This window comes from Pseudothauera lacus, assembly GCF_003034845.1.
Lineage (GTDB): Bacteria > Pseudomonadota > Gammaproteobacteria > Burkholderiales > Rhodocyclaceae > Pseudothauera > Pseudothauera lacus.
The window spans coordinates 47185-66753 of record NZ_PZKC01000004.1; the positions used below are offsets into that span (position 1 = coordinate 47185).

Consider the following 19569-nt stretch of genomic DNA (forward strand, 5'->3'; position numbering starts at 1 on the left):
GGAGGTCTCAGGCCGCGTGGTTGAGGGCGAGGTCGAAAGCGTCGAAGTTGCGCAGCGCGCGCTCCGCCGCGAGGCTCGGGCACGGGCGGTTGAGCAGCAGCGGCACGCGCTGCTCGGAGAGGCCGCCGTGCGAGCGCAGAGGGGCGTCCAGGGCGCTGAGGTCGTGGCGGCGGGCGGCGGTGCCGAGGACGGCGTCGGCGTGGGCAAGCACCACCAGGTCGCCGATGCGCGCCGGCGGCAGTTCGAAGCGTGCCGCGGCCTGCGCGCGGGTGAGCACGGCTTCCACCTGTGGCAGCGCGGCGATGGCCGCGGCGGCGGCGTCGACGGCGCCGGCGTCGACATAGACGGTGGCGTAGGAACCGAGGGCGCCGTGATGCACCACATAGGGGTCGGTGATGGGCAGGATGACGCGGCTGCGTCCGTTACCGAGGGCGTCGTCAAGGGTGTCCTGCAGCCAGGCGACCTGAGGGCGGCCGTCGGCACCATGCTTCGCCTGCATGCCGTGGTCGGCGGTCACCGCGACGATGCAGCCCATTGCGTCGAGGCGGGCAAGGTGGGTGTCGATGGCGGCGTAGAGGGCGTTTGCCGCCGTGGCACCGGGGGCGTGCTTGTGCTGGATGTAGTCGGTGGTCGACAGGTACATCACCTGCGGGGCGATCTTCTCCATCAGCTTCACGCCGGCGGCAAAGACGAACTCCGAAAGCTCGGCGCTATACACCGACGGCACCGGCAGTCCGACGAAGGCTGGCAGGTCGTCGATGCCGTAGGCGCCGAGATCGGCCGCTGCGGCCTTTTCGGCGGAGAAGCAGATGCCGCCCGCCATGCCGTGGCCGAGCAGGGCACGCAGCTTGTCCTTGGCGGTGATCACCGCCACCGTGCATCCGGAGGCCTGCAGGGCCGGGAACAGCGTTGGCGCGGTGAGCCAGCGCGGGTCGTTCATCATCACTTCCTCGCCGCGCTCGGCATCCCACAGGTAGTTGCCGCAGATGCCGTGTACCGATGGCGGTGCGCCGGTGACGATGGAGAGATTGTTGGGATTGGTGAAGCTGGGTATTACGCAATCGGCCTGGCGCCAGGTGCCGGAGGCGCGCTGGCGGGCGAACCACGGTGCCTGCCCGGCGGCGATGGCGGCGTCGAGGTAGGCCGGTTCGCAGCCGTCGATGCACACCACCACCACCGGCGCGGTGGGCAGGCGGTAAGGGCGGCCATTGACGAGGATGGTGTTGTCCAAGGTCGGAACTCCGTGGGTGGGGCTTCAGGCGGGGTGGCTGGCGTGGGCGCGCGCGAGCATGCGCGCCTTGCTGTCGAGGGCGTGACGTTCGATGGCCACGGCTGCGGCCGCGCTGTCGCCGGCAATGATCAGCGCGAGGATGCGGCCGTGTTCGTCAAGCGAAGTGCCGAGTACGGCCGGATCGCGGTGGTTGAGGCGGCGGAAGAGACCGATCTGCTTCACCAGCCGGCGATAGAGTGCGCTCAGGGTGCGGTTGCCGGCGGCGGCGACGAGGGTGTCGTGGAATTTCAGGTTAAGGGCGTGGTAGCGGTCGCCGTCGGCCTGCGCGTGGGCGTCGGCGAGTTCGCCGAGGAGCTGCTGCAGGTGTGCGATGGCCGCCGGCGGGCGGGTCGCGGCGAGCTGGCGGGCGGCCAGCGCCTCAAGACTGGCGCGCACGTCGAAGATCTCGGCAGCTTCTTCCGCGCCGATTTCGCGCACGAAGACGCCGCGGTTCTTTTCCTGGCGCAGCAGGCCGGCCTCTTCCAGGGCGCGGAAAGCTTCGCGCAGTGGTCCGCGGGAGACGCCGAGGCGCTCGGCGAGCGCCATCTCGTTGAGCTTGTCGCCGGGCAGCAGGCTGCCGTCGAGGATCATGCGTTCGAGTTCGGCGGTCACCAGGCCGGGCAGCGACAGGCGCTGCAGCATGGCGATGGGGCTTTCCGGGGAGGTGGTGTCCATGGGGGCAATGGGGGCGGGTGGAAGTTGCTGCAGATGGTGGCGTGGGTGATTGTTGATTGTCAACAATATGCAATAAACAAAATCTAGACTGCGTCCAGCTTAGCGGGGCTTGTTTGCACGGCGGTTACAGGCCGCCCTGCCACAAATCGGTAACCGCCGCGGCGCAAGCTCTGCCGCGGTGCCGCGGGGCGAGAACACCCGAGGATCCATCCATCATCACGGAGAGCAAGACCATGAAACGACGCACGATGCTGCAACTGCTGACCGCAGTCGGCGTGGCCGGCGCCCTGGCGCTGCCCGCGCATGCGCAGAAGGTCACCCTTAACGTCTACACCGCCCTCGAGACCGACCAGTTGAAGGCCTATCAGGAAGGTTTCAACAGGGTCCATCCGGACATCGAGATCCGCTGGACGCGCGACTCCACCGGCATCATCACCGCCAAGCTGCTCGCCGAGAAGTCCAATCCGGTGGCCGACGTGGTGATGGGGGTGGCCGCTTCGAGCATGGCGGTGTTCGACCGCGAAGGGCTGCTGCAGCCCTATGCGCCGGCCGGCCTGCAACGTGTGCGCGCCGAGTACCGTGATCAGGCCAACCCGCCGAAGTGGGTGGGGATGGACGTGTGGGGAGCGGCGATCTGCTACAACACCGTGGAAGCGCAGAAGCTCGGTCTGCCGAAGATCGAGTCGTGGCGTGACCTGACCCGTCCGGAGTTCCGCGGCAAGGTGGTGATGCCCAACCCGGCCTCTTCCGGCACCGGCTTCTTCGACGTCACCGCCTGGCTGCAGATCTTCGGCGAGCAGGCCGGTTGGGAATACATGGACCGCCTCCACGACAACATCGCGGTCTATACCCACTCCGGCTCCAAGCCCTGCCGCATGGCCGGTGCCGGCGAGTTCCCGGTGGGCATCTCCTTCGAATACCGTGCCAACGCGACGCGCGAATCGGGTGCGCCGATCGAGGTGGTGTACCCCAGTGAAGGCCTGGGCTGGGATCTGGAAGCGGCCGGCATCGTCAGCGGGACGAAGAAGCTCGAGGCGGCGCGCAAGCTCCTCGACTGGGCGATCAGCGACGATGCCATGCAGCTCTATGCGAAGAACTTTGCGGTGGTTGCGGTGCCTGGCTTTGCCAGCCGCCTCACCCACGTGCCGGCCGACTACGAGCAGCGTCTGGTGAATAACGACTTCGCCTGGATGGCTGCCAATCGCGACGCCATTCTCGCCGAGTGGCAGAAGCGCTACGCCACCAAGTCCGAGCCCAAGTGAGGCAGGGGCCCTCCGGGCAATTCCGGAGGGCCTGCTCCCCCGACGCTTATGAGCTATCTCCTCATTGAAGCGCTGAGCAAGCGTTTCGGCCGCTTCACTGCCCTCGATCGCGTCGATCTGAGCATCGAGCGCGGCGAGTTCGTGGTCTTCCTCGGCCCTTCGGGCTGTGGCAAGACCACCCTGCTGCGGGCCATTGCCGGTCTCGACCGCCAGGACAGCGGGCGCATCGTGCAGGATGGCGACGACATCTCGCAGTGGCCGGTGGCGGCGCGCGATTTCGGCATCGTCTTCCAGTCCTACGCCCTCTTTCCCAATCTCAGCGTTGCCGACAACATCGCCTACGGGCTCGACAACCGCCGTTTCGATCGCAGCGCGCGGGCGCGTCGCGTCGAGGAGCTCCTGCAACTGGTCGGCCTGCCCGGCATCCAGGGCAAGTACCCGGCACAACTCTCCGGTGGCCAGCAGCAGCGCGTGGCGCTGGCGCGCGCGCTGGCGACGGCCCCCGGGCTGCTGCTGCTCGATGAACCGCTGTCGGCACTCGATGCACTCGAACGTGTGCGCCTGCGCGGCGAGATCCGTGCCCTGCAGGACAAGCTTGGAGTGACCACGGTGATGGTCACCCACGACCAGGAAGAAGCCCTGGCAGTTGCCGATCGCATCGTGGTGATGAGCCATGGGCGCATCGAACAGGTGGGTACGCCGCGTGAGGTCTATCGCGCCCCGGCGACGCCCTTCGTGGCCGACTTCATCGGCCGCGTGAATGTGCTCGACGGAGCCGTGCATGAACGCGGCCGCGTGCAGGTCGGCCCGCACGTGCTGGACTGCGAACAGGCCAGGGACCTTTCGCCGGGAGCGGCGGTGCGCCTGTACCTGCGCCCCGAGGACATCACCCTGCTTGGTGTCACCGACAGTGCTCCCAACAGTTTCTATGCCCACGTGCGCAAGGTCGAGTTCCTCGGCGCCCACGTCGCCGTGGTGATGAAGCCGGACCGCATGGAGGGCGTCGAGCTCACCGCGCAGTTTTCGCAGAACTATCTCAACGGCACCGAACTGCCCCCCGGTGCCATCGTCCGCGTCGGCGTGGACCGCCGTCATTTGCGCGTGATCGCGGGAGAAGGGTGAGGATGGCCGCCAATCACGCCGCGCGCTGGCGCATGCCCGCGCTCGCCGAGCTCGACGGGCGTCTCGCCCAGTGGCTGCTGGTGCTGGTGTGCGCCGCCTTGTCGCTGTTCCTGCTCGCGCCGCTGGCAGCGATGCTGGTGCTGGCGGTGCAGGACCGCGAGGGCAACTTTGCCGGTTTGGCGCAGTTTGCCGCCTATCTGGAGATGCCGGGGCTGGCCGAGTCGGTATGGAACTCGCTGTGGGTGTCGGCAACGGTGACGCTGATTACCGTGCCGGCGGCCTTTGCCTTTGCCTATGCGCTGCAGCGCAGTTGCATGCCGGGGCGCAGCCTGCTGCGTCTGGCTGGCCTGTCACCACTGCTCGGCCCCTCGCTGGTGGCGGCAATCGCCTTCATCCAGTGGTTTGGCAACCAGGGCGCGCTGAAGGTGCTGATGGGCGGGGTGTCGATATATGGTGCGCCGGGGATCATCCTTTCGGCCAGCTATGCGACCTTTCCCCATGCGCTGATGATCCTCACCGCCGCGCTCGCCAATGCCGACGGGCGCCTGTACGAAGCTGCCGATGCCCTCGGGGCGTCGCGCTGGCGGCGCTTTCTCACCGTCACCCTGCCGGGGGCGAAGTACGGCCTGATTTCGGCGGCGATGGTGGTGTTCTCCTACACCATCAGCGATTTCGGCATTCCCAAGGTCATCGGCGGCAACTTCCGCATGCTGGCGGTGGATATCTACCAGCAGGTCATCGGCCAGCAGAACTTCAACCGCGGTGCCGTGGTGGGCCTCATCCTGCTGCTGCCGGCACTGTTCGCCTTCATTGTGGACTGGCGCATGCAGCGCCGCGCCCAGGCCGCGCTGACCGCCCGTGCGGTGCCCTACGTGGCCCGCCCCGCGCGCCTGCGCGATGGTCTCGGACTGTTCTACTGTACGGTGGTCGCCGGGCTGCTGCTGGCGGTGCTGGGGATGGCGGTTTACACGTCCTTCGTCACCTTCTGGCCGTACAACCTCGCTCCCACGCTGCGCCATTACGTCTTCGGCCTCGACGAGGCGGGGGTGATCAGCGCCTACTACAACAGCCTGCGCATGGCTGCCGCGACGGCGCTGCTGGGCACCGCCTTCATCTTCTTCACCGCCTGGCTGCTCGAGAAGACCCGCGGCGCCGATGTCCTGCGGCCCTTCCTGCGCCTGATGGCGGCGCTGCCGATGGGCGTGCCGGGGCTGGTGCTGGGGCTGGGCTACGTGATCTTCTTCAATGCGCCGGACAACCCGCTCGGCGGCCTCTACCAGACCATGGCGATCATGGTGGTGGCCAACGTGGTGCACTACTACTCGTCCTGCCATCTCACCGCGGTGACCGCGCTGAAGGCCATCGACCGCGAGTTCGAGGCGGTCTCCGCGTCGCTCAAGGTGTCGGGGTTCCTGACCCTGTGGCGGGTGACCCTGCCGGTGTGCCTGCCGGCGGTACTGGAGATCGGCCGCTATCTGTTCGTCAATGCGATGACCACGGTGTCGGCGCTGGTGTTCATCTATGCCTCCCACACGCTGCCGGCGGCGGTATCCATCCTCCACCTCGATGAAGCCGGCGAGATCGGCCCCGCGGCGGCGATGGCCACCCTCATCGTTGCCACTTCGACGCTGGTCTGCCTGCTCTACGCCGTCTTCTCCCATCTGCTGCTGCGCCGCACCCAGGCATGGCGGCAGGCCCGTCCGTGAACGCCCCTGCAAAGTACCCTGCCCATCATGCCCGTCCATGACCGCGACCCCATCCTGTTGACCCCCGGCCCGCTGACCACCTCGCTGGCGACCCGCTGCGCGATGCTGCGCGATCACGGTTCCTGGGATGCCGGCTTCAACGCCATTACCGCGCGCGTGCGTGCCGCCCTGCTGGCGGTAGTGAATGGCGCCGGCAGCCATGTCTGCGTGCCCATGCAGGGCAGTGGCACCTTTGCCGTGGAGGCCGTGCTCGGCACCCTGGTGCCGCCCGCGGGCCACCTGCTGGTGCTGGTCAACGGCGCCTACGGCACGCGCATGGCACGCGCCGCGCGCCTGATGGGGCTGGCGGTGAGCGTGCTGGAGTGTGCCGAGGACCGTGCCGTGGATGTCGCTGCGCTCGCTGCACGCCTTGCCGCGGAGCCGCAGATCACCCACGTCGGCGCAATCCACTGCGAGACTTCCACTGGCATCCTCAATCCGCTCGATGAAATCGCTGCGGTGGTCGAGCGTGCCGGTCGTGCCCTCTTCGTCGATGCGATGAGCAGCTTCGGCGCCTTGCCCATCGATGCGCGCAGGATCCGTTTCGATGCCCTGGTGGCGGCCAGCGGCAAGTGCGTCGAAGGACCCCCGGGGATGGGCTTCGCGATCGTGCGCGGTGACGTGCTGGCGGCCAGCGAAGGGCGCTCGCGCTCGTTGTCGCTCGATCTTCACGACCAGTGGCAGTACATGGAACGCACCGGACAGTGGCGTTTCACGCCGCCCACCCACGTCGTCGCCGCGCTCGACGCTGCGCTTGACCAGTACGCTGCGCAAGGCGGTCAAGCGGCGCGGCTGGCGCGCTATCGTGCCAACTGCGACGCCTTGCTGGTGGCCATGGCGGCGCTCGGGCTCACGCCCCTGCTCGATGCGGCGATCCAGGCCCCGATCATCGTCACCTTCCACGCCCCGCGCGATCCCGCGTACACCTTTGCGCGTCTTTATGAAGCCGTGCGTGCGCGCGGCTTCATCCTCTATCCGGGCAAGCTGACCCGCATCGAAACCTTCCGCGTCGGCTGCATCGGCGCCATCGGTGAGGCCGAGATCGTCCAGGCCGTGCATGCCGTCGGCGATGCGCTGGCACAGATGGGGGTGCAGGACCGGCGCCCGGCGCAGACGTGAGCGGGCGCGACATCGTCATTGTCGGTGGCGGCATCATCGGTGCTGCCGTGGCCTTTCATCTGGCCTGCGCCGGCGAGGGCGAGCGCGTGCTGCTGTGTGAGCGCGCCGCTCCGGCTGGTGCGGCTACCAGCCTGGCGGCGGCACTGGTCGGCGAGGCGCGCGAGAACCTCAACCTGCTGCCGCTGGTGCGCCAGACCCGTGCCGACATTGCCATGCTCGAGGCCGATTTCGGCGAACATGTCGGACTTGCCGAAGTCGGCGCCGTACACGTCGCGCGCGACCATGCGGTGGCAGCGCTCGATCGCCTGGCCGCGACGATGCGCGCGCAGGGCGTGGCCGTGGAGAACCTCGGCGCCAGCGATGCACAGGCGCGCCTGCCGTGGCTGGATGCGGCGTCGTGTGTGCGGCGGCTGTTCTTTCCCGCTGAGGCGTACGTTGAACCCTACCTGCTCGCCAGTGCCTATCTGCGCGCCGCGCAGCGCCGCGGGGTGGCCTGCCGGACGGGCTTCGAGCTAGCTGCCGTGCTTGTCGAGGGCGCGCGCGTGACCGGCGTGCGCAGCAGCGCAGGGGAGCACATCGGCGCGGACGTGGTGGTCGATGCCGCCGGCGCCTGGGCGGCCTTGCTTCCCGCGCTGCTCGGGCTGGCCCTGCCGATGGCGCCGGTACGCAGCCAGTACTGGATCACCGCGGTGCATTCGTTGTTTCCGCGCGCAGCCCCGATTGCGGTGATCCCGGAAGCGCGTGCCTATGCGCGCCCCGAACTGGGCGCGCTGCTCTTCGGCTTGCGCGAGGAGTCCTCTGTGGCGGTCGACGCGCGGCGCCTGCCAGCCGATCTGGCGGGCTTCGTCTTCGACGGCGCCGACCCGGCGGGCTGGGAGAGCCTGAGTGCGGGTGCCCCGGCGCTGCGATCCTTCTTTCCTGCGCTCGACGAGGTCGGTATCGCCCATCACGTCAGCGGCCCGTCCACCTATACCGTCGATGGGCATCTGGTGCTGGGCGGCTTTGCCGGGCTTGCCGGCCTGTTCGTTGCCAGCGGCTGCAACGGTGCGGGGATTGCCTGCAGCGGCGGCATCGGTCGGGTGGTGGGCGAACTCGTGCGTGGGCAGGAGCCTTTCGTCGACCCCGCCCCGCATCGCCCCGACCGCCTCGGCTACTGTGACCCCTTCGCGCCGGAGTTGCTCGCGCGCTGTGCCGCGCAGCGTTCGGCCAAGCGTTCGGGCTGAGCCTGTGCAAGCCCGCAAGTGCACTGCCGGCAGTCGCCCTTCGGCAAGCCTGTCCTGAGTGCAGCCGAAGGGCTCAGGGCGAACGGTGCGGCGTAATTGATTGTGGAGCTTGAGCAGGTGCGCTCAGAGCTGGCTGCGCACCCAGTGCACGATGTCCTGCGCCGCCATGGCGCCAGCCTGGCGGGCGCGCTCGCGTCCGCCGACGAAGAGCGCCAGCGTGGGGATGCTGCGGATGCCGTACTGGGCGCCCAGTTGCGGCTCGGCCTCGGTATCCACCTTGGCCAGGCGCAGCTGTGGTTCAAGCAGGGTGGCGGCCTGGGCGAACTGCGGCGCCATGACCTTGCAGGGGCCACACCACGGCGCCCAGAAATCGACCAGCAGGGGAATGTCGTTGCGCGTCAGGTGCTTGGCGAAACTCGCGGTATCGAGGGCCAGCGCTGAGCCGGTGAACAGTGCCTGGCCGCACTGGCCGCAGTTGGGTCGTTCGCCCAGGCGTGCGCTGGGCAGGCGGTTGACGGCGTGGCAGTGCGGGCAGACGAGGTGGGTGGTGCTCATGGGCGGACTCCGCGGGATGGGTGGACAGCCGTCGCCAGTTGCGGCGGCTGTCCCCGATATCCGGTCTGCGCAGCCGATTTCAAGCTGCGCCGCGTTCCTTTCAGAAGGCGATGACCTTGCGCTGCCCTTCAAGCAGGGCGGCGCCCATGGCGTCCGGGCGCGCCGCCGTGATGCCGTCCTTCAGGCTGGCCGGGGTGCGGCCGGTGTTGGGCAGGTAGAGGGCGCATACCGAGGCGCGGGCGCCTTTCTTCAGCGCGGCGTCGAGCAGTTGCGCGGGGGTCACGTTGTTGGGCTTGAGGGCCTCGCCGCCGGCTTCGCGCAGAGCCAGGTCTCCGGCGCGGTCGCACAGCAGGATGTCGACCTGGGCGCCTTGTTCCTGCATCTGATTGGCCAGCACCATGGCCATGCCCTGGGTCATGGTGCTGCCCGAGCTGAGGACCACGGTGACTGCCTGGGGTTCGGCACTGGCCACGCCGGTGACAGCGGCGAGCGCGAGGGCGACGAGGGTTTTCTTCATTGTGTTCTCTCTGTTGGAGTAGGGGGTGCCGGGGACATACAAGCTTCGTGCCAGTTATGACGCAACTTGATAGTTCAATGAATACAGTAACTTGCTTCGATCGTTCGGGGTGCTCGTCTGCCATTGGCAGACAGTCCTGGCAGTATGATGGCGCGATGGCAGGCAGTGGCACATCAATCAATGATGGCTATCGCCTTGAAAGCTATTAACTATTGGGATTAATATTAGTGCGTACTTATAGTTTCCGGCATATCTGTCGCAAGAGGTCGGAATGAAGAGCCATTTGATGGTGATGTTGCTCGCCCTGGGCGGAAGCGCCGCGGCGCAGGGCAACGGTCACGTGTTGGAGGTAAGGCTGCACGGCGTGCAGCATGAGCGTGGCAGCGTGCGCGTCGGCCTGTACTCGGAGCCGCGCAGCTTCCGCAAGGAAGAGCAGGCCTATGCGCTGATCGACACCGCCGCGCTGGCGGGCACCGTCAGCGTACGCTTCGAAGGTCTGCCGGCGGGCAGTTATGCGGTGATGGCCTACCATGACGAGGATGGCAACGGCGCACTGAACCGGCGCTTCGGCATGTTTCCCACCGAGGGTTACGGGCTGTCGCGCAATCCTGCGGTGTCGGGTCCGCCAGCCTTTGCCGACAGCGCTTTCGAAGTCGGCGGCGAGTCCGCCGGGCCGATCGACATCCAGATCCGTTACTGACTGCAGGACCCTGTTCCCATGGATTCCACCCTCGCATCTCCGCATGGCGACCAGGCCGGCCGCCTGGCTCACTTCCCCGTGGCGCTGTTCTCCACCGTCATGGGCATGGCCGGTCTGACCCTGGCCTGGCTCAAGGCTCACCATCTCGGCGGCATGCCGCTGGGTGTCGGCGAACTGCTGCGCTGGGCGGCAAGCGCACTGTACGTGTTCCTGCTGTTCATGTACGCCGCCAAGTTGCTGCGCCACCCCGGCGAGGTGGCCGCCGAGCGCCGCCACCCGGTGCGGCTGAACTTCTTCCCGGCGATCTCCATCGGGCTGTTGCTGCTCGCGACCGCCTGGCTGCCCGCCGCGCCCGTGCTCGCGGGGTGGATGTGGACCGCGGGTGCGGCCCTGCATCTCGCCTTCACCCTGTGGGCGATGAGTGGCTGGATCCATCACACCCACTACGAGATCAAGCACGCCAATCCGGCGTGGTTCATCCCCGTGGTCGGCAACATCCTGGTGCCGGTTGCCGGCGTGCATGTCGCCCCGGTCGACATCAGCTGGTTCTTCTTCAGCATCGGCCTGGTGTTCTGGCTGGTACTGATGACCATCGTGATGTACCGCCTGTTCTTCCATGAGCCGCTGCCGGCGCGCCTGACCCCCACGCTGTTCATCCTCATCGCGCCGCCGGCGGTGGGTTTTCTCTCCTACCTGGCGCTGACCGGCACGGTCGATGGCTTTGCCCGCGTGCTGTACTTCACCGCCCTGTTCCTGACCCTGCTGCTGGCCAGCAACGCGCTGCGCTTCTTCCGCTTGCCCTTCTTCATCTCCGCGTGGGCATATTCCTTCCCTCTCGCGGCGATGACGCTGGCCACCTTCGAGATGGGCGCGCGCAACCCGGCGCCGTTCTACACCGTGCTGGCCTGGGTGCTGCTGACCGCCCTCAGCGCCGTGCTCGCGCTGCTGGTGCTCAACACCCTGCGCGCGGCCTGGCAGGGGCGTATCTGCGTGCCTGAGTGATCCTGTACCGCGAGGTGATGCGTCAGCGCGAGGCCGCGACCGTCAAGGTCGCGGCCTCGTCTTTCATGCGCAGCAGGCGTGACCGTCGCCGTCGTGGCCATGGTCATGGTCATGGCAGGTGACGACGGCAGGCTTGAGCAGCCCGCTCAGGTAATCGCGCACGGCGCTGCGCGGGTCGCTGCCTTCACACACCACCACCTCGGTGCCGCGCGCGGCCATGCGTGCGACGAAGCCGCCACCGGCGCTCGCGGTGAGGATGGCGGCGACGCCGTCGAGCGGATGAGGCCCGCCGCGGAAGTTGTGAAAGACCATCTCCGCGGCCAGTTCGATGCGTTCGCATTCCTGTGGCGAGCACGGCGTGGTCGCATCGAAGAGCAGGAAGCGCCGGCTCTTGCCGGCATGTGCGGTGATGGTGCGGAAGTTCTGGCTGCTTACGGCGATCTTCATGCGTTGACTCCTGTGTTGGGACAGATGTCCTTTCAAGAAGCGGGCCAGCCCGGGGCGGGCCGCAGGGCGTGCAGCGGCGCGGTGGTATGCTGTCGGCAGGCTGCCGCTGTGGCAGCGTGTGGCGGTGTGCTGACGGAAATGGCAGTGTCGTGACTGCCAAGGGGGAGAAGTGCTTCTGCAACCTCAGGATGTGCTGCGGTGGTGACCATGCCTGAGCGTCTGATCGGCGGCGCGCGGGCCTTCGGGCGCGATGTCGGCGGCGTGTATCTGAGCCTGTTGCGGGTGATGGTGCCGGCGCTGGTGGTGGTCAAGGCGCTGGAGATGGCCGGGGCCACGGCCTGGCTGGCCCTGGCGCTGTCGCCGCTGATGACCCTCGTCGGCCTGCCCGATGCGATGGGTATCGTGTGGGCAGCGGCGATGCTCACCAACATCTACACTGCGCTGGCGGTCTATGTGGAGTTGGGCGCGCAAGCCTCGCTCAGCGTCGCCCAGGTCAGCGTGCTCGGCAGCATGATCCTGGTCGCCCACTCGCTGCCCGTCGAAGGCGCGGTGGCGCGCGCCACCGGGGTAGGCTGGGGGGCTACGCTGGCGCTGCGCTTCGGCGGCGCGCTCGCTCTCGGCGCCGTGCTCAACCTGCTCTACGGCGCTACCGCCACCCTGCAGCAACCCGCGCGCATGCTGTGGACGCCACCGGCCGGCGGCAGCGCGTCGTTGGGGCAGTGGGTGCACGACCAGCTCCTGATGCTGATCGTGGTGTTCTTCGTCATCGCCGCGCTGATGGCCCTGCTGCGCGTGTTGCGTGCGATCGGCGTCGAGCGTCTCATGCACTGGCTGCTGGCGCCCCTGCTGCGCCTGATCGGCGTCGGCCGTGAGGCCGGCAACATCACCATCATCGGCGCCACCCTGGGGCTTACCTTCGGCGCCGGGCTGCTGATCCGCGAGGCGCGTTCGGGCGCGCTGTCGCGGCGCGATGTCTTCCTCGCGATGAGCTTTCTCGGTCTTTGTCACAGCGTCATCGAGGACACCTTGCTGATCCTGCTGATGGGCGCGGACCTGTCCGCCATCCTGTGGGCGCGCCTGCTCTTTGCCGTGGTGGTCACCGCGCTGCTGGCGCGCCTGCTGCCCGTGCAGCCCGACAGAGGGGCGGCGGTCTAGCCCGGTCAGCGCCTCTGCAGCGACCGGGCGCCTGTGCCGGCATGACAGATGCAGCCCCCGCACGCCATAATCGACCCCCAAAGCTGCCTTCATTGGCAGCGTACAAGACGTCCAGGGAGTCCTTTCCGTGCCCAGCCTGCAAGATCGCGTCAAGCGCGCGATGTTCTCCATCGTGCCCGCCGACGGTTCCACCATCGGCAACACCGCGCTGCGCCGCGAGATCGAAGCCCTGCTGCAGTCCGAGGGGCTGTCGATCGGCGAGGATGACTACTGGCAGGCCCACGGCGCCCTGGTGGACGAGGGCGTGCTGCTGAAAGGGCAGGGGCGCGGCGGTTCGGTGCGCCGCGCGCAGGCCACCGACGCAATCGCACCGCCCCTGGCCGGCGAGCCGGTGCGCGCGGCGCAAACCGTTCAACCCCAAGACAAGACCACGATGGCACAACGCAAGACCAGCAAGACCAGCAACAGCGGCAGAAACGCCAACGGCGGCAGCCTCGGCTTCGAGGCCGAACTCTTCAAGGCCGCCGACAAGCTGCGCGGCAATATGGAGCCCTCCGACTACAAGCACGTCGCGCTCGGGCTCATCTTCCTGAAATACATCTCCGACGCCTTCGAGGCCAAGCACACCGCGCTGCTCGCCGAAGACCCGCAGGCCGCCGAGGACAAGGACGAATACCTCGCCGACAACGTGTTCTGGGTGCCCAGGGAGGCGCGCTGGTCGCACCTGCAGGCCAGCGCCAAGCAACCCACCATCGGCAGCCTGATCGACGAGGCCATGCGCGCCATCGAGAAGGACAACGAATCGCTCAAGGGCGTGCTGCCCAAGGACTACGCCCGCCCCGCGCTCAACAAGGTGATGCTGGGCGAGCTCATCGACCTCATCTCCGGCATCGCGCTGGGCGAGGCCGGCGACCGCTCCAGGGACGTCCTTGGCCGGGTGTATGAGTACTTCCTCGGCCAGTTCGCCGGCGCCGAAGGCAAGCGCGGCGGCGAGTTCTACACCCCCCGCTCGGTGGTGCGCGTGCTGGTCGAGATGCTCGAACCGCTGCCCGACCCCGCGCGCGGCGTCGCCGGCCGGGTGTACGACCCGTGCTGCGGCTCGGGCGGCATGTTCGTGCAGTCGGAAAAGTTCGTGCAGGAGCACGGCGGGCGCATCGGCGACATCGCCATCTACGGGCAGGAATCCAACTACACCACCTGGCGACTGGCCAAGATGAACCTGGCGGTGCGCGGCATCGATTCCGACATCCGCTGGAACAACGAAGGCAGCTTCCACAAGGACGAACTGCGCGACCTCAAGGCCGACTTCATCCTCGCCAACCCGCCGTTCAACATCTCCGAATGGGGCGGCGACCGCCTGCGCGAAGACCCGCGCTGGAAGTTCGGCGCGCCGCCGGTGGGCAACGCCAACTACGCCTGGCTGCAGCACATCTACCACCACCTGGCAATCAACGGCACCGCCGGCGTGGTGCTGGCCAACGGCTCGATGAGCTCCAACCAGTCCGGCGAAGGCGAGATCCGCCGCGCCATGGTCGAGGCCGACGTGGTGGACTGCATGGTGGCGCTGCCCGGCCAGCTCTTCTACTCCACCCAGATCCCCGCCTGCCTGTGGTTCCTGGCGCGCAACAAGAACCCCGCGCATGGAAAGCCGGGTGGCCTGCGCGACCGCCGCGGCCAGGTGCTGTTCATCGACGCCCGCAAGATGGGCGTGCTGGTGGACCGCACCCGGCGCGAGCTGACCGACGAGGAAGTGCAGAAGATCGCCGACACCTACCACGCCTGGCGCGGCGAGGCGGCGGCCGGCGAGTACGCGGACCTGCCTGGGTTCTGCAAGTCCGCCACGCTGGACGAGATCCGCAAGCACGGTCACGTGCTGACGCCGGGGCGCTACGTCGGCGCGGCGGAACAGGAGGAGGACGGCGAGCCCTTCGAGGAGAAGATGGCGCGGCTGTCGGCGCAGTGGCGGGCGCAGCGGGCGGAAGCGGCCCGGCTGGATGCGGCGATTGAGGCCAACCTCAAGGCGCTGGGCTTTTGAACACTGCGTTGAATATGGTTAAGATCTTTCTCTATATTAAACGCTGTGTTTAACTCACGCATCGAACACTATCCTTGATGAACGCAACTCACGCCATGCGCTTCCGGGCCGGCCGTTACCTGCAGCAGCCCACCGGCTATCGGGCCTTCGTCCCTGCGCCCCTGCCACCGGAGCCGCCACCGGATCTCTCCGGTGCGCTGCGCGAGCGTCTGTCGGAGGCCGACCACGCCCTGGGGCGGCTGGACGGCGCCGTGTTCACGCTGCCCAATCCCGACCTGTTCGTGTTCATGTACGTGCGCAAGGAGGCCGTGCTCTCCAGCCAGATCGAAGGCACGCAAAGCTCGCTGCAGAACCTGCTGGCTGCCGAAGCACAACTGTTCGACCCCGATACCCCCAGGGACGTGAACGAAGTAGCCAACTACGTACGTGCCATGAACCACGGTCTGGCGCGGCTGGCCGAGCTGCCGATCTCCGTCAGTCTGATCCGCGAGATTCATACCGAACTGATGCAGGGCGTGCGCGGCGGGGGGCTGACGCCGGGCGAACTGCGCACCAGCCAGAACTGGATCGGGCCCGGCGGCTGCACGCTGGCCAGCGCCACCTTCGTGCCGCCTCCGCCGCACGAGGTGCCGGCCGCCCTGTCCGACCTGGAGAAGTTCCTGCACAACGGCGCCGGCCTGCCCCCGCTGGTGCAGGTGGGGCTGGCCCATGCCCAGTTCGAAACCATCCACCCCTTCCTCGACGGCAACGGCCGCGTGGGACGCCTGCTCATCACCTTCCTGCTTACGGAAAAACAACTGCTCAACAAGCCGGTGCTCTACCTTTCGCATTATTTCAAGCAGCACCGCAGCGAATACTACGAGCGCCTGCAGGCGGTGCGCGATAACGGCGACTGGGAAGGCTGGCTGGCCTTCTTCCTGGAAGGCATCGTCTGCGTCAGCCGCGAGGCCGCACAGACCGCCGCCGCCATCCTGCGCATGCGCGAAGCCTTCCGCACCCGCATCACCGAAGGGCTGGGTCGCGCCGCAGCCAACGGCCAGCGCGTAATGGACCGCCTTTTCGACCACCCCATCGTTACCGTCGCCACGGTGCGCGACTGGCTCAACCTCACCCCCGCCGGCGCCAACCAGATCGTCAACCGGCTGGAAGGCATCGGCCTGCTGCGCGAGATCACCGGCTACGCGCGCAACCGGCGGTTCGTGTTCGAGCCGTATCTGCGGCTGTTTGAGGAACAGGGGGAGATTGGGTATGGCGGGTGATCGTGGCACTGCTGCCAAGCCGCTGCATGTTCCACATGGACTGGAGTGCTTGCCGACCGGGTGGTCATGGGGGCGACTCGACGATCTTTGTGAGGGTGTATTCGATTGTCCTCACTCGACCCCAAAGCTTGTGGACGCCGGCCCGTTGGTCGTCCGCACCCAAGACATCATTACGGGTGTATTCCGTACAGAGCAAGCAGCTCACGTTTCTGAGGAGACCTTCAGAGAGCGAACGGTCAGGGCGTTGCCGCGGCGCGGTGATCTTCTTTACAGCAGGGAAGGCACCTACTTCGGTATCGCGGCTGAGGTGCCTGAAAAAGTGCGCGTTTGCCTTGGACAACGGATGGTCCTGATCCGGCCGTTGGCGAGCAAGCTTGACTTTCGATTTCTGCGCCACTGGCTGAATTCTCCTGTCATGGCCGCCCACATTCATGGTCACCGTGATGGAAGTGTCGCCGAGCGACTGAATCTTCCCACTATTCGTGCCTTACCCATTGCGGTGCCGCCTCTCCCCGAACAACGCGCCATCGCCCACATCCTCGGCACGATGGACGACAAGATCGAACTCAACCGGCGGGCGAACGAGACGCTGGAGGCGATGGCCCGTGCCTTGTTCAAGGCGTGGTTCGTGGACTTCGAGCCGGTGCGGGCCAAGCTGGAGGGCCGCTGGCAGCGCGGCCAATCGCTGCCCGGCCTGCCCGCGCACCTCTACGCCCTCTTTTCCGACCGGCTCGTCGAATCGGAGTTGGGGGAGATCCCGGAGGGGTGGGAATACACACGGGCAAGCCAACTCATCGAGTTCAACCCGTCCGAGCCTTTGCGAAAGGGGACGGAGGCACCATATATCGAGATGGCCGCACTCCCGACGTCAGGAAGTTGGCCTGAGCCGCCGGTATCGCGGCCGTTCGGCAGTGGCATGCGCTTTCGCAACGGAGACACCCTGCTGGCCCGGATTACGCCGTGCCTGGAGAACGGCAAGACGGCGTTTGTCCAGTGCCTGCCGGATGACGCCGTGGGCTGGGGTTCCACTGAGTACATCGTGATGCGGTCCAAGGCTTCCGTGCCGCCGGAATTCGGGTACTTGCTGGCACGCGACGCGGCTTTTCGAGAGCAGGCCATCCGGAGCATGACCGGCACCTCCGGTCGGCAGCGTGTTCAGGCTGACTCAGTGGCCGCATTCAAGATTGCGGCGCCCTCGAATGAAGCGGTATGGGACGCTTTCTCGCGCGTTGTCGCGCCGGCATTCAAGAGCATCAAGGCCAATGCCGAGGCGATTGCGACGCTCGCCCAACTCCGCGACACCCTGCTGCCCAAACTCATCTCCGGCGAGTTGCGCGTGCCGGATGCGGAAGCCTTCCTCAAGGAGCGCGGCCTGTGAAACCCACGTCCGAGATCGTCATCTACGAGGGCGACAAGGCCCGCGTCGAGGTGCGGCTGGACCGGGAGTCGGTCTGGCTCACGCAGGAGCAGGTGGGGCTGCTGTTCGGGCGCGAACGCTCGGTGATCACCAAGCACATCCGCAATGTGTTTGCCGATGGCGAGCTGGACGAGAAAAGCAATGTGCAAAATTTGCACATTGCCGGCTCGGACAAACCGGTGAAGTTCTACAGCCTCGACGTGATCATCTCGGTCGGCTACCGGGTCAAGTCCATCCAGGGTACCCGCTTCCGCCAGTGGGCAAACCTCGTGCTGCGCGAGCATCTGACGCAGGGCTACAGCCTGGACCGCGAACGCTTCGAGAAGAATGCCGCCGAACTGGAAGCCGCGCTGCAACTGGTCCGCAAGGCCGCCGCGGGCGAGGCGCTGACCGCCGAGCAGGGCCGCGGGCTGGTGGATGTGATTGCGCGCTACACCCACACCTTCCTGTGGCTGCAACGCTACGACGAAGGGCTGCTGACCGCCCCGGCGGGTTGCCCGGGCGGGGTGCTGCCTCGGCTTGACGAGGCACAGGCCGCCATCGCGCGGCTGAAGGCCGACCTGATGGCGCGCGGCGAGGCGTCCGAACTCTTCGGGCGCGAGCGCGGCGACGCCTTTGCCGCACTGCTCGGCAATCTCGACCAGAGCGTGTTCGGTGAGCCGGCCTATCCCAGCGTCGAGACCAAGGCCGCGCACCTGCTGTACTTCGTCATCAAGAACCACCCGTTCGCGGACGGCAACAAGCGCAGCGGGGCCTTTCTGTTCGTGGATTTCCTGGCGCGCAACGGGCGCTTGCTCCGCAACGGCGAAGCGGTGATCAACGACGTGGGCCTGGCGGCGCTGGCGCTGCTGGTGGCGGAGTCCGACGCCAGGAACAAGGACGTGATGATCCGCCTGATCGAGAACATGCTCGCCCTGCCGGGCAGCACGAAGGAGGCGTAGGCGATGGCGTTTCTGTCCGGCACTGGTAAGGAACCACTGGTTTGAAGCCTCTCAAGCCCTGGCTCTCCTTCCCTGAGCAATTGCAGCAACTGCAAGCACGCGGCCTGCATGTGGATGATCGCGCGGCGGCGCTGGATTATCTGGAACGCCTGGGGTACTACCGGTTGAGTGGCTACTGGTATCCGCTGCGGGTCATCGACCCGGTGGCATCGCAGGCGCAGGGCAAGGCCGTGCGGCTGGATGCGTTTGTGCCGGGCAGCCGCTTCGAGGATGTGGTGCGGCTGTATGTGTTCGACAAGAAGCTGCGCCTGCTGGCCCTGGATGCGCTGGAGCGTATCGAGATGGCCGTGCGTGTGGATGTGGCGCACCTGCTCGGGCAACGCGATGCGCGCGCGCACGAGAATCCGGCCTGCCTGCATGGCAACTTCACGAAGAAGCAGATCACCAAGGGGCCGGACAAGGGCAAGACACAGCATCAGGTTTGGTTGGGCAAATATCAGTCCATGTTGCAACGCGCCCGAAAGGAGCCGTTCGTCGCGCATCACATGCAACAGTACGGTGCCCTGCCGATCTGGGCCGCCATCGAAGTCTGGGATTTCGGCCTGTTGTCGAAACTGTTCGCAGGCATGCAGCACGCGGACCAGCAGAGCATCGCGAGCATGTATGGAGCGCCCGACGGCGTCGCATTCGCGCAGTGGCTGCGCAGCCTGAACTTCATCCGCAATGTGGCGGCACATCACAGCCGCCTGTGGAACATCAACGTGCTGGAGCTGTCGCCCATCCCCGCCGGCTGGCCTGTGACACTGAACAAGGCCCGGCCGTTCTTCTACTTTTGCCTGATGCAGCGCTTGCTGAACGTGATCTGCCCCAACTCGGGATGGGGGCAGCGGTTTGTGGAGCTGCTGGAGAAGGAGTTTCCTGTCGTCTTTTCGACAGCGGAACTCGGGACATTCCCTGGCTGGGAAACATCGCCGTTGTGGAAGCGGCAGGTGGCGCACAAATGAAAACCGACGCGTACACAGAGTGCAGAGGCGTCGGTCGTATTGCCGCGGATCTTAGCCCTGGCGGCTACGGCGGTCAAGTCGAGGACGCACCCCAGGTATTCCTTGATCCTGCGTTATGGCC

The 19569-nt window shown here is 66.9% G+C and carries 18 protein-coding genes; 13 read left to right on the forward strand and 5 right to left on the reverse strand.

The genetic code is table 11. The features are described from left to right. Window positions 1-7: 7 nt before the first annotated feature. Together phnA and C8261_RS05750 are read right to left on the reverse strand one after the other, a co-directional pair. Window positions 8-1231 carry a phosphonoacetate hydrolase gene (phnA, locus tag C8261_RS05745; RefSeq protein WP_107492721.1) on the reverse strand — a complete coding sequence of 408 codons (1224 nt, stop codon included), beginning with the start codon at window positions 1229-1231 and terminating at the stop codon, window positions 8-10. 24 nt (window positions 1232-1255) lie between these two features. Further along, window positions 1256-1945, reverse strand: a complete 690-nt coding sequence (locus C8261_RS05750) for an FCD domain-containing protein (protein WP_107492722.1) — start codon at window positions 1943-1945, stop codon at window positions 1256-1258. 233 nt (window positions 1946-2178) lie between these two features. Between C8261_RS05750 and C8261_RS05755 the strand changes: the two genes are divergently transcribed. From C8261_RS05755 to C8261_RS05775, 5 genes are read left to right on the forward strand one after another with little or no spacing between them, the layout of a single operon-like run. Beyond that, complete coding sequence (locus tag C8261_RS05755) at window positions 2179-3207, forward strand: putative 2-aminoethylphosphonate ABC transporter substrate-binding protein (protein ID WP_107492723.1); 1029 nt, start codon at window positions 2179-2181, stop codon at window positions 3205-3207. 48 nt (window positions 3208-3255) lie between these two features. Then, window positions 3256-4329 (forward strand): putative 2-aminoethylphosphonate ABC transporter ATP-binding protein, encoded by a 1074-nt coding sequence (locus tag C8261_RS05760; RefSeq protein WP_107492724.1) that lies wholly within the window; start codon window positions 3256-3258, stop codon window positions 4327-4329. Between the two features lie 2 nt (window positions 4330-4331). Next, window positions 4332-6035 carry a putative 2-aminoethylphosphonate ABC transporter permease subunit gene (locus C8261_RS05765; RefSeq protein WP_107492725.1) on the forward strand — a complete coding sequence of 568 codons (1704 nt, stop codon included), beginning with the start codon at window positions 4332-4334 and terminating at the stop codon, window positions 6033-6035. A 27-nt stretch (window positions 6036-6062) separates the two neighbouring features. After that, complete coding sequence (locus C8261_RS05770) at window positions 6063-7193, forward strand: 2-aminoethylphosphonate--pyruvate transaminase (RefSeq protein ID WP_107492726.1); 1131 nt, start codon at window positions 6063-6065, stop codon at window positions 7191-7193. Further along, the gene (locus tag C8261_RS05775; RefSeq protein ID WP_107492727.1) at window positions 7190-8416 is read left to right on the forward strand and encodes an NAD(P)/FAD-dependent oxidoreductase; all 1227 of its coding nucleotides are present in this window, start codon (window positions 7190-7192) and stop codon (window positions 8414-8416) included. The genes C8261_RS05770 and C8261_RS05775 overlap by 4 nt, the downstream gene beginning before the upstream one ends. 123 nt (window positions 8417-8539) lie before the next feature. Here C8261_RS05775 and trxC read toward each other — a convergent pair whose 3' ends face one another. Both trxC and C8261_RS05785 read right to left on the reverse strand, forming a co-directional pair. After that, a complete protein-coding gene (trxC, locus tag C8261_RS05780; RefSeq protein ID WP_107492728.1) occupies window positions 8540-8971 on the reverse strand; it encodes a thioredoxin TrxC in 432 nt (143 codons plus the stop codon). A 100-nt stretch (window positions 8972-9071) separates the two neighbouring features. Then, complete coding sequence (locus tag C8261_RS05785; protein ID WP_107492729.1) at window positions 9072-9488, reverse strand: hypothetical protein; 417 nt, start codon at window positions 9486-9488, stop codon at window positions 9072-9074. Window positions 9489-9759: 271 nt separating this feature from the next. On the opposite strand from C8261_RS05785, the gene C8261_RS05790 reads away from it, so the two are divergent. Both C8261_RS05790 and C8261_RS05795 read left to right on the forward strand, forming a co-directional pair. Next, window positions 9760-10188, forward strand: coding sequence for a DUF2141 domain-containing protein (locus C8261_RS05790; RefSeq protein WP_107492730.1), 429 nt, complete (start codon window positions 9760-9762; stop codon window positions 10186-10188). A gap of 18 nt (window positions 10189-10206) precedes the next feature. Further along, a complete protein-coding gene (locus tag C8261_RS05795; protein WP_107492731.1) occupies window positions 10207-11190 on the forward strand; it encodes an SLAC1 anion channel family protein in 984 nt (327 codons plus the stop codon). A gap of 63 nt (window positions 11191-11253) precedes the next feature. Here C8261_RS05795 and C8261_RS05800 read toward each other — a convergent pair whose 3' ends face one another. After that, window positions 11254-11637 (reverse strand): NifB/NifX family molybdenum-iron cluster-binding protein, encoded by a 384-nt coding sequence (locus C8261_RS05800; protein ID WP_107492732.1) that lies wholly within the window; start codon window positions 11635-11637, stop codon window positions 11254-11256. Window positions 11638-11844: 207 nt separating this feature from the next. Between C8261_RS05800 and C8261_RS05805 the strand changes: the two genes are divergently transcribed. The 6 genes from C8261_RS05805 (at window position 11845) to C8261_RS05830 (ending at window position 19448) form a co-directional block, all read left to right on the forward strand. After that, window positions 11845-12792 carry a hypothetical protein gene (locus C8261_RS05805; RefSeq protein ID WP_107492955.1) on the forward strand — a complete coding sequence of 316 codons (948 nt, stop codon included), beginning with the start codon at window positions 11845-11847 and terminating at the stop codon, window positions 12790-12792. A gap of 127 nt (window positions 12793-12919) precedes the next feature. Next, a complete protein-coding gene (locus tag C8261_RS05810) occupies window positions 12920-14827 on the forward strand; it encodes a class I SAM-dependent DNA methyltransferase (protein ID WP_235864847.1) in 1908 nt (635 codons plus the stop codon). A 77-nt stretch (window positions 14828-14904) separates the two neighbouring features. Continuing rightward, on the forward strand, window positions 14905-16086 hold the full coding sequence (locus C8261_RS05815; RefSeq protein ID WP_219905149.1) for a Fic family protein: 1182 nt from the start codon (window positions 14905-14907) through the stop codon (window positions 16084-16086). A gap of 145 nt (window positions 16087-16231) precedes the next feature. After that, entirely contained in the window at window positions 16232-17464 is a 1233-nt protein-coding gene (locus tag C8261_RS05820) for a restriction endonuclease subunit S (protein WP_146161650.1), read from the forward strand. Next, window positions 17461-18444, forward strand: coding sequence for a RhuM family protein (gene rhuM, locus C8261_RS05825; RefSeq protein WP_107492734.1), 984 nt, complete (start codon window positions 17461-17463; stop codon window positions 18442-18444). The genes C8261_RS05820 and rhuM overlap by 4 nt, the downstream gene beginning before the upstream one ends. Before the next feature lie 41 nt (window positions 18445-18485). Then, window positions 18486-19448 (forward strand): Abi family protein, encoded by a 963-nt coding sequence (locus C8261_RS05830; protein ID WP_219905150.1) that lies wholly within the window; start codon window positions 18486-18488, stop codon window positions 19446-19448. Window positions 19449-19569 lie beyond the last annotated feature (121 nt).

What these genes read in the sequence shown, in the direction of transcription:
- C8261_RS05750 (WP_107492722.1), bottom strand. Translation starts at nt 1,945, where the DNA reads ATGGACACCACCTCCCCGGAAAGCCCCATCGCCATGCTGCAGCGCCTG.
- C8261_RS05755 (WP_107492723.1), top strand. Translation starts at nt 2,179, where the DNA reads ATGAAACGACGCACGATGCTGCAACTGCTGACCGCAGTCGGCGTGGCC.
- C8261_RS05760 (WP_107492724.1), top strand. Translation starts at nt 3,256, where the DNA reads ATGAGCTATCTCCTCATTGAAGCGCTGAGCAAGCGTTTCGGCCGCTTC.
- C8261_RS05765 (WP_107492725.1), top strand. Translation starts at nt 4,332, where the DNA reads ATGGCCGCCAATCACGCCGCGCGCTGGCGCATGCCCGCGCTCGCCGAG.
- C8261_RS05770 (WP_107492726.1), top strand. Translation starts at nt 6,063, where the DNA reads ATGCCCGTCCATGACCGCGACCCCATCCTGTTGACCCCCGGCCCGCTG.
- trxC (WP_107492728.1), bottom strand. Translation starts at nt 8,971, where the DNA reads ATGAGCACCACCCACCTCGTCTGCCCGCACTGCCACGCCGTCAACCGC.
- C8261_RS05785 (WP_107492729.1), bottom strand. Translation starts at nt 9,488, where the DNA reads ATGAAGAAAACCCTCGTCGCCCTCGCGCTCGCCGCTGTCACCGGCGTG.
- C8261_RS05790 (WP_107492730.1), top strand. Translation starts at nt 9,760, where the DNA reads ATGAAGAGCCATTTGATGGTGATGTTGCTCGCCCTGGGCGGAAGCGCC.
- C8261_RS05795 (WP_107492731.1), top strand. Translation starts at nt 10,207, where the DNA reads ATGGATTCCACCCTCGCATCTCCGCATGGCGACCAGGCCGGCCGCCTG.
- C8261_RS05800 (WP_107492732.1), bottom strand. Translation starts at nt 11,637, where the DNA reads ATGAAGATCGCCGTAAGCAGCCAGAACTTCCGCACCATCACCGCACAT.
- C8261_RS05805 (WP_107492955.1), top strand. Translation starts at nt 11,845, where the DNA reads ATGCCTGAGCGTCTGATCGGCGGCGCGCGGGCCTTCGGGCGCGATGTC.
- C8261_RS05815 (WP_219905149.1), top strand. Translation starts at nt 14,905, where the DNA reads ATGAACGCAACTCACGCCATGCGCTTCCGGGCCGGCCGTTACCTGCAG.